Origin of the sequence: Streptomyces sp. MBT53, assembly GCF_016654115.1 — a bacterium.
Lineage (GTDB): Bacteria > Actinomycetota > Actinomycetes > Streptomycetales > Streptomycetaceae > Streptomyces.
Genome location: NZ_JAEQAZ010000328.1, coordinates 1 through 11,428, shown reverse-complemented (window position 1 = coordinate 11,428; position 11,428 = coordinate 1). Strand labels below are relative to the sequence as shown.

The following is an 11,428-nucleotide window of genomic DNA, read 5'->3' as shown; positions in this document are numbered from 1 at the left end:
TCACGATTGGGAAGTCCTTTCCGTGCGGGTAGCGTTTCTCACGTCCGTTTGGTCAGGGGCATGACAGATGGAGATACGGCAGGGGTCCGCTGCCGTAGAACCGCCCGTCAGCGGCTGCGGTACCGCTCCTCCACCGCGACGGCCGCCGCGGCGACGGCTCCCAGCACGGGGACCGCCAGCGGTGCGACGATCAGGGCGGAACAGCCGACGAGGACCAGTCCACCGACGAGCAGGAAGGAACCGGCGGGGTCGAGGACCGTACGGCGGCCGGCCTCGGCGAGCAGGGCCCGCCAGGTGTCCCCCGGCGCCCAGACCGCCGCCGCGCGCATTCCGGCGACGACGAGCCCGAGCAGCGCGAACACCCCGACGGCACCGACGAGCGGCCCACCGGGCAGCCCGGCCCGCACGGCCTGGACGTCCACCCACACGGCGGCCCCCGCACCCCACCCGGCGAGGCCGACGAGCCACCCGCCGCGCACGGCCGCCCGGAAGTCCGCGACGAACTCCCGCCAGCCGCCGCCCACATGACCGGTGCGGCGCCTCAAGTGCCGTGCCCCGGCGGCGAATGCGGCGGGATACGTGACAACTCCCGCCGACGCGACGGCGATCCACACCCCGGTGAGCAGACATTCGGCGAACACCCCGAACCGCTCAGCGAAGACCGACTCCTTCCGCGCCTTCACACGTGCTCCGGCCACCGTCTCAGCCCTTCAGTCCGGAGGTCGCCATACCGTCGATCAGGTAGCGCTGGAAGGCGAGGAAGAACAGCAGCACCGGCAGCAGCGCGACGAGCGACATGGCGATCATTCCGCCGTAGTTGGCCGCCACGCCGTCGGAGTCGCGGAACATCATCAGGCCGAGGGAGACGGTGTACTTACTGGGTTCATTGAGGTAGATCAATGGGCCCATGAAGTCGTTCCAGGCGTTGATGAAGGTGAAGATCGCGCTGGTGATGAGCGCGGGGCGGCACAGCGGCAGCACGATCGACCAGTAGATGCGGAGGTGTCCGCAGCCGTCGAGGCGGGCGGCCTCGTCCAGTTCCTTCGGCAGGTTCCGCATGAACTGCACCATCAGGAAGACGAAGAACGCCTCGGTCGCCAGGTATTTGCCGATGAGCAACGGGACGTAGGTATTGACCAGTTGGAGCTTCTGGAACATCACGTACTGCGGGATCAGCAGCACGTGGTACGGCAGCAGGAGCGTGCCGATCATCAGGGAGAAGAGCAGGTTGCGGCCGGCGAACCTGATACGGGCGAAGGCGTACGCCGTCAGGGAGCAGGAGACGAGGATGCCCACGACCGAACCGAGCGCGTAGAAAAGGGAGTTCTCGAAGAAGGTCCAGATCTTGATGTCGGCTATGCCGTCGGCGAGGCCCTTGAAGTTGGACAGGATGGGGTGGCCCGGGAACAGCTGGAGGCTGTTGATGATGTCCTTGCTCGGCTTGAACGAAGCACCGATGACCCAGAGCACCGGATAGAGGATCACCGCGAGGATCAGCAGCGCGCCGAGGTGCCAGACCAGGGATCCGGTGTGGCGGCGACCGAGGGCCGGGGGCTTCGTGGTGGTGGCGCTCATCGGGCGTCCTCCTCGTAGTGCACCCACTTCTTCTGCGACCAGAAGAGGACGGCGGTCACCAGTGCCACGGCGAGCAGCAGCATCCAGGCCATCGCGGCGGCGAAGCCCATCTGGGCGTCCTTGAAGCCCTTTTGGTAGAGGTAACAGGTGTAGACGAGGGTGGCGTCGGCGGGACCGCAGTACGTGTTGGAGACGACGTACGCCGAGCCGAAGATCTGGAACGAGTGGATGGTCTCCAGCAGCACGTTGAAGAACAGCACCGGGGAGATCATCGGCAGCGTGATGCTCCAGAAGCGGCGGAAGGGTCCGGCGCCGTCCATCTCGGCTGCCTCGTACAGCTCCCGTGGCACCTGTTTGAGCCCGGCCAGGAAGATGACCATGGGTGCCCCGAACTGCCAGACGGTCAGCGCGACCAGGCAGTAGAGGACCCAGTCGGCGTTGCCCACCCAGCCGCCGACATGGAAGCCGAGGAAGGACTGCGTACGGTCCACCACGGCGCCGTCGGAGAAGAGCGACCGCCAGACGAAGCCGATCGAGACGCTCGCGCCGATCAGCGACGGGGCGTAGAACGCGGCCCGGTAGAAGGCCTGGCCGCGGCGGCTCTGGGCCAGCAGCAGGGCGACGCCGAGGGCGAGCAGCAGTTTCAGAGGGGTGCCGATGACGACGTACTTCGCCGTGACCTCGACGGACTTCCGCCAACGCGGGTCGTCGAACATCGCGGTGAAGTTGTCGAGGCCGACCCACTTCGGGCTGTTGAAGAGGTTGTAGTCGGTGAACGCGAAGTAGAGCGAGGCGGCCATGGGGCCCGCGGTCAGCAGCAGGAAGCCCGCGATCCAGGGGGACATGAAGAGATAGCCGGCGAGGTTCTCCCGGCGGCCCCGCCGCCCCTTGGTGACGGGGGCGGCGGAGCGTGCCTTCCGGGTGGTGGGCACGGAGTCCTTGACGAGCGTCACGGCGGTTCCCATCAGGCTTGGAAGGCGGCCTCGGACTCGGTGAAGAACTGTTTCACCGCATCCGTGACCTTGGTCTTGCCCTGGCCGAGGTCACCGCCGATGCGCAGGAACGCGGCCTCGACGGTGTCGGCGCCGGAGGGGTGCGGGGTGATCGTGCCGAGGACGCCGGACTTGGCGGTGGTGTCCTCGTACTGCGCGATCTCCTTGCTCACCGTGTCGGTGGGCTTGAACGCCGCGTACTGCTCTGTGCTGGCCAGGATGCCGCGGTCGTAGCCCATGATCTGGCCGACCGCCGGGTCGTGGACCATGAAGTCGATGAACTGCGCGGCTTCCTTGGGGTGCGCGGTGTGAGCGGAGGCGCTCAGCATCAGCGAGGCGAGGTACTGGCCGGTGTCCTTGCCGTCCATGGTGGGGATCGGGGCGAGGCCGTAGGTGCTGCTGCCCTCCGCCGAGTAGCGGACGGTGAAGTTGTCCCAGGTGAACTCCGAGGCTCCGTGTCCGGCGGAGAGCGAGGACTTGGGCTGGTCCTGGGCGACGACCTTCGGGTCGGTGACGATTCCGGCCTTCACGCGGCCGTAGCCGTCCGTCCACCACTCCGTCAGATCTGACTTGTCGAAACCGAGTCCGTCCTTGGTGAAGAACGCCTCGCCGTTCTGGCGGAGGTAGAGGTCGTACAGGTACATGATGGCGAAGTAGCCCGTGTCGCCCGGGACTTTCGTCTTGTCGTGGATCGTCTTGAGGGCCTTGAAGTAGTCGTCCCAGGTCCAGCCCGTGGCCGGGTCGACGCCCGCCTTCTCGAACACCTTTTTGTCGATGACCAGCGCCATGGTGTTGGAGCCGACCGGAACACCGAGCTGTTTTCCGTCGACCTCGCCGACCTTGGTGACGCCCGCGCGGAAGTGATCCAGGCTCAGATTGCCTGCTTTTACCTGAGAGTTGAGGTCGAGCAGAATGCCTCTCTTGTCGTACTTCCGAAGAAATCCGACGGCGTTCTGGAATACGTCCGGCGGATTTCCGCCCGCGGCCTGCGTCTGGAACTTCTCCCAGAACGACTGATACGTCTGAAAGTCCGTCTTCACCTTGATCTTCGGATACTTCTTCTCGAAGAGCGCGATGGACTGATTGATCTTTTTCGCCCGCTCCTCGGCACCCCACCACGAGTAACGGATCGTCACCGTCCCGTCCGCGGACGTGCCGTCGTTGCCACCGCAGGCCGTCGCGGCCAGTCCCAGCGTGACCGCCGAGACTCCGGCGGCCTTCAAGACCGTACGCCTCTCCACATTCGTGCCGGTTCCCATGACGGGCCCTCCCCGTAGCGTCGTTGCCACCTGCATGAATCGTTTCAAGTAAGCGCTTGCTGGCACAAGTTACGGAGGCCCTCGGAGTGCGTCAATGATTCGGACAGGAATTTCTTGTGGACCGGCTGAGCGCTACGACGGCGCCGCCGGGCGCATCACGGGAGCAGCGGGACGGACATCGCAGGTGAGACGGCCGCGATCGGCCGGCCGAACAGGAAGCGGCCTGCCGCACTGGTCGGCGACCGGCCGAAAAAGGCCTGGGCGGCGGGGAGTTGACTTCTCGCCGCCGGCGGGCGAACGACGACGGCCCGCCTGCGTGATCACAGGCGGGCCGTCGGTCCGGGTGGGCGATACTGGGTTCGAACCAGTGACCTCTTCGGTGTGAACGAAGCGCTCTCCCACTGAGCTAATCGCCCGGACGCACGGAGAACATTACCCCATGTCAGCGGGTGCCTCCGACCAGCACAGCAAGGCACCCAGGCGCTGCCACCGGGTCACTGATCCTTGATCTTCCAGGGCATCACGACACCGAACTTCCAGACGTAGACGCCCACAAGCGCGATCACGATCACCAGGCCGATCGAGGTCAGGACGATGTTGCGACGGCGCACCGCGGGATCGAGCGCGCGCTGTGCCGCCTCGGTGACCTTGCGTTTCGTCCAGCGGAGCACCAGCTGCGCCCAGACGAACTCGGTCGCCCAGATCGCCATACCGCCGAAGATCACCACCCAGCCGGGTCCCGGCAGCGGCAGCATGACGATGCCGGCGGCCACGACCGCGAGGCCGATCACGAAAACACCGACCTGCCAGCTCAGATGCAGCGCACGGCGCGCCTTGACGAATTCCGGCGCCTTGGAACCGAGCCCCCGCTCGTCCCTCGCCCCGTCCGCTCCAGCCCCGTCCGGCGCCTCGTCGGCCACTCCGTCCGACGCCACGACAACCTCACCCGGCCCGTCACTCCCCGTATTCATACGGACAAACCCTACCCGAGGGAAACCGGTCACCGGAATGGCCGCACCGAGCGATCGAGCCCTCGGCCGGAAGAGTTACGTAAAGGCACGCAAAACACTCAGAGGGGTTTACAACGGCACCGTAGGTGGCATGTCGATTTCGCCGACGTGCGAATCCCCGAGCGCACACTGAGCGAAAGGCCCTGGCGCTTATGAACACCACGGTCAGCTGCGAGCTGCACCTGCGCCTCGTTGTGTCGAGCGAGTCATCCCTGCCTGTTCCCGCAGGCCTGAGGTACGACACGGCCGACCCCTACGCCGTGCACGCCACCTTCCACACCGGAGCCGAGGAGACCGTCGAGTGGGTGTTCGCCCGCGACCTTCTCGCGGAGGGCCTCCACCGGCCCACCGGTACCGGCGACGTCCGTGTCTGGCCATCCCGTAGTCACGGTCAGGGCGTCGTCTGCATCGCACTGAGCTCTCCCGAGGGCGAAGCCCTGCTGGAGGCTCCCGCACGGGCCCTGGAGTCCTTCCTGAAGCGGACGGACGCCGCCGTGCCACCCGGCACGGAGCACCGGCACTTCGACCTGGATCAGGAGCTGTCGCACATCCTGGCGGAGAGCTAGCGCAAGGCCCCGACCCAGAACCACCCGGCGCCGTCCGAACTCGGGGAGACGGCTCGGGCCTGGACAACCGCATATGGCACACACCGGCGCCGTCGCCGCGATTCGTCGCGGGGGCGGCGCCGGTGCGTGCGGTGCCCGCTGCCGACGGTCCCCTATCGGCCACGCAGGGGGCGACTCTCCGTAGTCCGGGGAACCGTGAGGGACACGAAGGCGTTCACAGGGCAGGGGCCGCCCTCCGGGAAGCCACTACCATCGGCCAGCATCGGCGGGCGCCCGCCCGACCCCCAGGCCAGGGAGCTAAACGTGCTGATCACCCACGACACCCGGTGTGCCCTCGACACCGTGGTGGATCTGGTGAACACCGCACCGGAGGACGCCGCGGCGCCGGACGGACTGTCGGACGTCGCGCTGCTGACGGATTTCGTACGAAACCACGAGATCAGCGATGTCGGCGAGCTCTCGGAGTTCGACCTCTCCGCCGTGCGCAAGATCCGCGGCCGGTTCACCGCGGTGTTCGGGGCGCCGGACCCCCGGACCGCAGCGGGACTGATCAACGACCTGGTCGCCGCCGCGGGCACCACACCCCGCCTCACGGACCACGACGGCTACGACTGGCACGTGCACTATTTCGCGCCCGGCGCCTCGGTCGCCGACCATCTCGCCGCCGACTGCGGGATGGCGCTCGCGTTCTTCGTGGTGGCCGGCGAACAGGAGCGGCTGCGCCGCTGCGAGGCCCCCGACTGCAGGCGCGCCTTCGTCGACCTGTCCCGGAACCGCTCGCGCAGGTACTGCGACAGCCGGACCTGCGGAAACCGGCTGCATGTCGCCGCGTACCGGGCCCGGCGCAAGGAAGCGGCGGGCTGAGGGTCGGCGTCTCTCGATGAGGTCGTGGCCCCCGGCGGGTGACGTCGGGGACCACGAGTACGGCTCACAGCATCAGCAGGTCGTGCAGCGAGGCCATGAGCAGCAGACACCCGATCACCGCAAGGAAGATCATCAGCGGTGGCTGGGAAAGGGCGAAAAGGCAGCCGCGCGGCTCGTCCTTCGGCGGCGCGGCGTCGCTCTGTGTCGTGTCCAGCATCTCGCCGCGATGATGACGCAGCGAGGACCCCTCACGCGATCAACACGCCCGATAGGAGAGGGAGTTCGCCGAATTCCGTGATGTCCGTTTCGGGTCGCGTCGCGTCCTGAACACTTACCGGCGGACCCGGCTCGCTCTGTGTCGTTTCAGTCGCTGTGCGGCCGTCATATGCCGTGCTTCTTCAGGATGGCCTCGATGTCGCTGAAGTCGTCCCCGCTCTTGGCGCGGGGCGCGGCGGCGGGCCGGGACGCCGGGCGCACGGCAGGGCCGAGGGAGGGCGCGGAGGCCGTGGGCGCCACCGCGTCCGACCGGTCCGAGGCCCGGGCCGCCCTGCGCTCCTTGCGGGTACCGCCACGGCGGCGCTCCACGGCGCGGGTGCCCGAGAAGAGCAGCCAGGCACCGCCGAGTACGACGAAGCCCGCCCAGGCCACGGGACTGAACGCGGTGTCGGCGGCCCAGCCGACGACCCCGGTCATCACCAGGCCCACGGGCACCAGCGAATAGGCGGCGATACGCGCGGCGGAGAGAAAACGCTTGCGGTACGCGGTGACCGCCGCGATGCCCAGGCCTGCCGCGGAGACGGCGGAACAGACGGTCTCGGCAATCATCCGGTCCTCCAGGCAGTTCCGTCGGGCAGTCTCGGTCGGACGAGGTCGGTCCGCTCGGACACGTCGGTCCGGCAGGTCGCACTTCGTCCCTTCCATCCTGCACCGTCCGGTCCCCGGGAGGCCATGCCCCGGTAGGACATCAGGGACATCTCCGGGTCGCATCCTCCCCAGGTGCCGGTCGTCGTCGTACACCCGCGCCCCGAGGTCCGCGTGATCCCGGTTGGGACGGTGGATCCGGGGCTGGGAGACTGGTCCCATGAGTGACCTCTCCCCCGCGCGCACCCCCGTCCTCGACGTCTGGTGCGAGCTCCAGTGCTCGGACTGCCGCACCGCGCTGGACGATCTGCGCGCCCTGCGGGCCCGCTACGGCGACCGGCTGGAACTGCGGCTGCGGCACTTCCCCGTGGACAAGCACAAGCACTCCTTCGCCGCCGCGCAGGCCGCCGAGGAGGCCGTGGAGCAGGGGCGGGGCTGGGACTACGTCGAGGCCGTGCTCGCCCGGGTCGAGGAGCTGGACCGTAGGGGAGAACCCTTCCTGGTCGAGGTGGCCGGCGAACTCGGCCTGGACGCCGAGGAGTTCGACACCGCCCTGATCGACGGCCGGCACATCCTGATCGTCGACGCCGACCAGGCCGAGGGCAAGGCCATCGGCGTGACCGGCACCCCGACGTATGTCATCGACGGCGAACGCCTCGACGGCGGCAAGAGCCAGGAAGGGCTGCGCGCCCGCGTCGAGGAGATCGCCGACCGGCTGCTCGCCGAGGGCGAGTGAGCCCCGGAGCGGGTCTCGACGCACGCCTCAGAGCAGGCTCTTGTACAGGTGGTAGGTGACCGTCTCGTAGCCGAGTGACTCGTAGAGCCGCTCGGCCGGGGTGTTGCCCTGGAAGACGTTCAGCCGGATGGCCGGCAGACCGGCCGCGATGCCCTGCGCCTCGGCCAGGAGCATCAGGGAGCGGCCGTGGCCCTTGCCCCGGTAGCGGGCGTCGGACTCGACCTTGTAGACGAAGGCCTTGCCGTCACGGAGGCCGGTCCAGAGCGTGCCCACCACCGTGCCCTCGTGCTCCAGGACGCTGATGAGCATGTCCGCGGTGGCGAGTCCGTCGGGCAGCAGTTCGGCGTTGCTGTCCAGAGCCCTGGTCCGGGCCTCGGCCTCGGGCACCCCGCGCTCGGTCCAGCTCCGTACGAACGACTCGGTGTCGAGTTCCTTCCAGGGGTCGAACTCCTCCGAGGTCATGGGCCGCCCCCGGCTCCCCGCGGGCAGTTCGGGCGCGGTGTCGCCGAGCGGCTTCTCCATGTGGCGGTTGCGGACGACGTAACCGAGAGCCGTCGCCACCTTGAGCGCCGCCTCCGCTTCGGCAGGCACGGATGCCTCGATCCGGTCGCAGCGCCATCCCCGCGCCACCTCCTCGGCGGCGAGCGCGGCCACGGTGCCCCGGCCGCGCCGGCGGTCCGGTTCCTCGATGCGCAGGTCCAGGATCCGGGCCACCGAATCGCCGAAGAGCGGACTCGTGCCGAGGTGTATGGCGCCGACGGGACGGCTGTTCACACACACCTGGTAACGGCGTGAACGCGTCCCGTCGGCCTCGCGCTGCAGCGGCTCGGTCGGCCGCAGGGTCGTGGTCATCTCCTGTGTTCTACCCGACCTGGAGCCGCAGGTCAGCCCTTTAAATGGGGCTTCTACGGATCAAGGTCGTCGGCCGACCGCTCGTCGAAGACGCGCATGGCCTTGGCGGTCACCGGCCCTGCCACGCCCGGGAGTTGGCGGTCGTCGAGCAGGTGGACGGCCTGTACGTCCCGCAGCGAGGAGGTCAGGAAGACCTCGTCGGCGCGCTCCAGGACGTCCAGCGGCAGGTCGGTCTCCTTGGCGCCGGTCCATTCGACGGTCAGGGCCCGGGTGATGCCAGCGAGGCAGCCGGAGGTGACCGGCGGGGTGTGGATCTCGCCGTCCAGGACGACGAAGACGTTCGACCCTGTGCCTTCGCAGAGTTGGCCGACCGTGTTGGCCAACAGGGCTTCGGACGCGCCGTGTTGGTGGGCGCGGGCGAGGGCGACGACGTTCTCGGCGTAGGAGGTGGTCTTCAGGCCGACGAGGGCGCCGCGCTCGTTGCGGGTCCAGGGGACGGTGACCACGGCTGTGGAGTCGGGGCGGCGCTTCGCCTCGCCCAGCGCGATCACCAGGGTCGGCCCGTGCTCGCCACGATCCGATCCGAGGGGGCCGTGGCCGCCGGTGAAGGTGATGCGCAGCCTGCCGAACGGCAGCGGGTTGGCGTCGAGGACGGCCGCGCAGCCGCGGCGGACCTCGTCGAGGTCGGGGTCGGGCAGGCCGAGGCCGCGCGCGGAGCGGGTCAGCCGGTCGAGATGGCGGGTCAGCGCGAACGTCTTCCCGTCCGTCGCCTTCACCGTCTCGAAAATGCCGTCGCCCACGGTCAGTCCGTGGTCGAAGACGGAGACACGGGCGGACTCGGTGTCCTGCAGCCCGCCGTCGAGCCAGATCTTCATGAAAGAGCCCCTCCGCTCACCTCGTACGCGCCCGACGCTACCGCGAGCAGTCGTGACGCCTTCAGCTCGGTCTCCCGCCACTCCCCCTCGGGGTCCGACCCCCAGGTGATGCCGGCGCCGGTGCCGAAGCGAAGCATGCCGTCGGCGCGGTCGATCCAGAAAGTGCGGATGCCGACGGCCAGTTCACCGGTCCCCAGGTCGGCGTCGACCCAGCCGATGCCCCCGCAGTACGGGCCCCGGGGTGCGGTCTCCAGGGCGTCGATGATGCGCAGCGCACTGGACTTGGGGGCGCCGGTGACACTCCCGGGCGGGAAGGCGGCGGCCAGCAGCTCCGGCCAGCCGGCGGCTGCGGGCAGCTCGCCTCGTACGGTCGACACGAGATGGACGAGACCGGGGTGCTTCTCGACGACACACAGGTCCGGCACGGTCACGGTCCCGGTGGCGCAGACGCGCCCGAGGTCGTTGCGGACCAGGTCCACGATCATCACGTTCTCGGCGTAGTCCTTCTGCAGGAGGTCCGCCTCCGTCCGCCCGGTGCCCTTGATCGGGCCCGACTCGACGACCCGCCCGGTACGGCGCAGGAAGAGTTCGGGTGACGCGGTGGATATCTCCACGCCGTGCCCGGGCAGCCGGATCGTTCCTGCGTACGGCGCCGGGTTGCCGCGTGCGAGCAGCGCCGTGAGGGCGTCCACGTCGGCGTCGGGGGCGATCGGCGCGGACAGGACACGGCACAGGTTGGCCTGGTAGACCTCGCCGGCCGCGATGTGCTCCCGGATGCGGCGGACGCCGGCGGTGTAGGCGGCGCGGTCGAGGGAGGTGGTCCAGGCGTCGGTCGCGGGGCCGTGCCAGGCGCCGGGGGCGGGTGCCGGGACCGGTTCGGGGCGTACGTCGCGGAAGCGCGCGCAGGTCAGACGGCCCTCGAAGTCGGCCGCGACCGCCCAGAAGCCGGTGGAGTCCAGGGCCGCGGGATCGCTGGTGACATCGAGGAGGCCGGCGGCGACACGGCCGCCGAAACGGGCGAGAGGGACGAGGTCGAGCACGCCGTCGAGTCTATGGCGGGTGTCTCACAGGTTGCCCGGCCATGTCACCGCGGGTGCCCTGACCATGCGTTCCCGTAGTCGCAGGCCAGCACGCTGCACAAACGCGTTTTTGTGCTGGCCGGGGAATCCGCTAGAGTTCAACTCGTCGCCGCGACGCGCAAGCCGAGCGGAAACGACAAGCGGACGTAGCTCAGTTGGTAGAGCGCAACCTTGCCAAGGTTGAGGTCGCCAGTTCGAACCTGGTCGTCCGCTCGCAGGAAAGTGGGGGATCTTCCCGACCCCCCGCACTCCTGGTGGAGTGGCCGAGAGGCGAGGCAACGGCCTGCAAAGCCGTCTACACGGGTTCAAATCCCGTCTCCACCTCCAAGGACGATTAGCTCAGCGGGAGAGCGCTTCCCTGACACGGAAGAGGTCACTGGTTCAATCCCAGTATCGTCCACTGGTCCGCAAGGACTTGGTCCGCGAGGATCCCCGCGCGATTAGCTCAGCGGGAGAGCGCTTCCCTGACACGGAAGAGGTCACTGGTTCAATCCCAGTATCGCGCACGCACCGCCCATGATCTCCGGATCGTGGTCCCGAGGACGATTAGCTCAGCGGGAGAGCGCTTCCCTGACACGGAAGAGGTCACTGGTTCAATCCCAGTATCGTCCACACCCCGGAACCCCCGGCCGTCTCGTACGGCCGGGGGTTCTTCCGTGTGCCGGTCAGCTGGAGAACAGCATGTGGCCGAAGCTCTTGTGGCGGTGGTGGCTGCCGTGACCGCCGTAGTGGCCACCGCCGCCACAAGAGCTTCGGCCA

The 11,428-nt window shown here is 68.5% G+C and carries 13 protein-coding genes and 6 tRNA genes; 8 read left to right on the top strand and 11 right to left on the bottom strand.

All coding sequences use genetic code 11. The features are described 5' to 3' along the window. Nucleotides 1–107 precede the first annotated feature (107 nt). From JHN45_RS49935 to JHN45_RS49910, 6 genes are all read right to left on the bottom strand, one after another. Nucleotides 108–698: a hypothetical protein gene (locus tag JHN45_RS49935; protein WP_201056094.1), complete on the bottom strand. Its 591-nt coding sequence runs from the start codon at nucleotides 696–698 to the stop codon at nucleotides 108–110. A gap of 4 nt (nucleotides 699–702) precedes the next feature. Continuing rightward, nucleotides 703–1,575 carry a carbohydrate ABC transporter permease gene (locus JHN45_RS49930; RefSeq protein ID WP_200711372.1) on the bottom strand — a complete coding sequence of 291 codons (873 nt, stop codon included), beginning with the start codon at nucleotides 1,573–1,575 and terminating at the stop codon, nucleotides 703–705. Further along, the gene (locus tag JHN45_RS49925) at nucleotides 1,572–2,540 is read right to left on the bottom strand and encodes a carbohydrate ABC transporter permease (protein ID WP_234468192.1); all 969 of its coding nucleotides are present in this window, start codon (nucleotides 2,538–2,540) and stop codon (nucleotides 1,572–1,574) included. Before JHN45_RS49925 ends, JHN45_RS49930 begins: the two co-directional genes overlap by 4 nt. Then, nucleotides 2,540–3,826, bottom strand: coding sequence for an ABC transporter substrate-binding protein (locus tag JHN45_RS49920; RefSeq protein ID WP_201056093.1), 1,287 nt, complete (start codon nucleotides 3,824–3,826; stop codon nucleotides 2,540–2,542). Before JHN45_RS49920 ends, JHN45_RS49925 begins: the two co-directional genes overlap by 1 nt. A gap of 344 nt (nucleotides 3,827–4,170) precedes the next feature. Then, a tRNA-Val gene (locus JHN45_RS49915) sits at nucleotides 4,171–4,242 on the bottom strand. Between the two features lie 78 nt (nucleotides 4,243–4,320). Next, nucleotides 4,321–4,797, bottom strand: coding sequence for a TIGR02611 family protein (locus JHN45_RS49910; protein ID WP_200711375.1), 477 nt, complete (start codon nucleotides 4,795–4,797; stop codon nucleotides 4,321–4,323). 191 nt (nucleotides 4,798–4,988) lie between these two features. On the opposite strand from JHN45_RS49910, the gene JHN45_RS49905 reads away from it, so the two are divergent. Both JHN45_RS49905 and JHN45_RS49900 read left to right on the top strand, forming a co-directional pair. Then, nucleotides 4,989–5,402, top strand: a complete 414-nt coding sequence (locus tag JHN45_RS49905; protein ID WP_004002642.1) for an SsgA family sporulation/cell division regulator — start codon at nucleotides 4,989–4,991, stop codon at nucleotides 5,400–5,402. Nucleotides 5,403–5,705: 303 nt separating this feature from the next. Continuing rightward, on the top strand, nucleotides 5,706–6,266 hold the full coding sequence (locus tag JHN45_RS49900; protein WP_200711376.1) for a CGNR zinc finger domain-containing protein: 561 nt from the start codon (nucleotides 5,706–5,708) through the stop codon (nucleotides 6,264–6,266). Nucleotides 6,267–6,330: 64 nt separating this feature from the next. On the opposite strand, the gene JHN45_RS49895 is transcribed toward JHN45_RS49900, so the two are convergent. Further along, the gene (locus tag JHN45_RS49895) at nucleotides 6,331–6,483 is read right to left on the bottom strand and encodes a hypothetical protein (protein WP_019059824.1); all 153 of its coding nucleotides are present in this window, start codon (nucleotides 6,481–6,483) and stop codon (nucleotides 6,331–6,333) included. A gap of 164 nt (nucleotides 6,484–6,647) precedes the next feature. Continuing rightward, a complete protein-coding gene (locus JHN45_RS49890) occupies nucleotides 6,648–7,091 on the bottom strand; it encodes a hypothetical protein (protein WP_200711377.1) in 444 nt (147 codons plus the stop codon). A 256-nt stretch (nucleotides 7,092–7,347) separates the two neighbouring features. Here JHN45_RS49890 and JHN45_RS49885 point away from each other — a divergent pair, with 256 nt between their 5' ends. Continuing rightward, nucleotides 7,348–7,863 carry a DsbA family protein gene (locus JHN45_RS49885; RefSeq protein ID WP_200711378.1) on the top strand — a complete coding sequence of 172 codons (516 nt, stop codon included), beginning with the start codon at nucleotides 7,348–7,350 and terminating at the stop codon, nucleotides 7,861–7,863. Nucleotides 7,864–7,890: 27 nt separating this feature from the next. Here JHN45_RS49885 and JHN45_RS49880 read toward each other — a convergent pair whose 3' ends face one another. Genes JHN45_RS49880 through JHN45_RS49870 form a run of 3 tightly spaced genes read right to left on the bottom strand, consistent with a single transcriptional unit; the run spans nucleotide 7,891 to nucleotide 10,630 of the window. Continuing rightward, a complete protein-coding gene (locus JHN45_RS49880) occupies nucleotides 7,891–8,715 on the bottom strand; it encodes an N-acetyltransferase (protein ID WP_201056092.1) in 825 nt (274 codons plus the stop codon). Nucleotides 8,716–8,768: 53 nt separating this feature from the next. Continuing rightward, entirely contained in the window at nucleotides 8,769–9,590 is an 822-nt protein-coding gene (locus JHN45_RS49875) for an aminotransferase class IV (protein WP_201056091.1), read from the bottom strand. After that, the gene (locus JHN45_RS49870; protein ID WP_201056090.1) at nucleotides 9,587–10,630 is read right to left on the bottom strand and encodes a chorismate-binding protein; all 1,044 of its coding nucleotides are present in this window, start codon (nucleotides 10,628–10,630) and stop codon (nucleotides 9,587–9,589) included. Before JHN45_RS49870 ends, JHN45_RS49875 begins: the two co-directional genes overlap by 4 nt. A gap of 179 nt (nucleotides 10,631–10,809) precedes the next feature. On the opposite strand from JHN45_RS49870, the gene JHN45_RS49865 reads away from it, so the two are divergent. From JHN45_RS49865 to JHN45_RS49845, 5 genes are all read left to right on the top strand, one after another. Continuing rightward, a tRNA-Gly gene (locus JHN45_RS49865) sits at nucleotides 10,810–10,882 on the top strand. A 40-nt stretch (nucleotides 10,883–10,922) separates the two neighbouring features. Next, nucleotides 10,923–10,996 (top strand) — tRNA-Cys (locus JHN45_RS49860). Between the two features lies 1 nt (nucleotide 10,997). After that, nucleotides 10,998–11,069, top strand: a tRNA-Val gene (locus tag JHN45_RS49855). A 34-nt stretch (nucleotides 11,070–11,103) separates the two neighbouring features. After that, nucleotides 11,104–11,175: transfer RNA gene (locus JHN45_RS49850), tRNA-Val, on the top strand. Between the two features lie 34 nt (nucleotides 11,176–11,209). Next, nucleotides 11,210–11,281: transfer RNA gene (locus JHN45_RS49845), tRNA-Val, on the top strand. Nucleotides 11,282–11,428: the final 147 nt, after the last annotated feature.

Coding starts and splice junctions, on each gene's coding strand:
- JHN45_RS49885 (WP_200711378.1), top strand. CDS start 7,348: ATGAGTGACCTCTCCCCCGCGCGCACCCCCGTCCTCGACGTCTGGTGC.
- JHN45_RS49925 (WP_234468192.1), bottom strand. CDS start 2,540: ATGGGAACCGCCGTGACGCTCGTCAAGGACTCCGTGCCCACCACCCGG.
- JHN45_RS49875 (WP_201056091.1), bottom strand. CDS start 9,590: ATGAAGATCTGGCTCGACGGCGGGCTGCAGGACACCGAGTCCGCCCGT.
- JHN45_RS49905 (WP_004002642.1), top strand. CDS start 4,989: ATGAACACCACGGTCAGCTGCGAGCTGCACCTGCGCCTCGTTGTGTCG.
- JHN45_RS49880 (WP_201056092.1), bottom strand. CDS start 8,715: ATGACCACGACCCTGCGGCCGACCGAGCCGCTGCAGCGCGAGGCCGAC.
- JHN45_RS49895 (WP_019059824.1), bottom strand. CDS start 6,483: ATGCTGGACACGACACAGAGCGACGCCGCGCCGCCGAAGGACGAGCCG.
- JHN45_RS49910 (WP_200711375.1), bottom strand. CDS start 4,797: ATGAATACGGGGAGTGACGGGCCGGGTGAGGTTGTCGTGGCGTCGGAC.
- JHN45_RS49930 (WP_200711372.1), bottom strand. CDS start 1,575: ATGAGCGCCACCACCACGAAGCCCCCGGCCCTCGGTCGCCGCCACACC.
- JHN45_RS49890 (WP_200711377.1), bottom strand. CDS start 7,091: ATGATTGCCGAGACCGTCTGTTCCGCCGTCTCCGCGGCAGGCCTGGGC.
- JHN45_RS49920 (WP_201056093.1), bottom strand. CDS start 3,826: ATGGGAACCGGCACGAATGTGGAGAGGCGTACGGTCTTGAAGGCCGCC.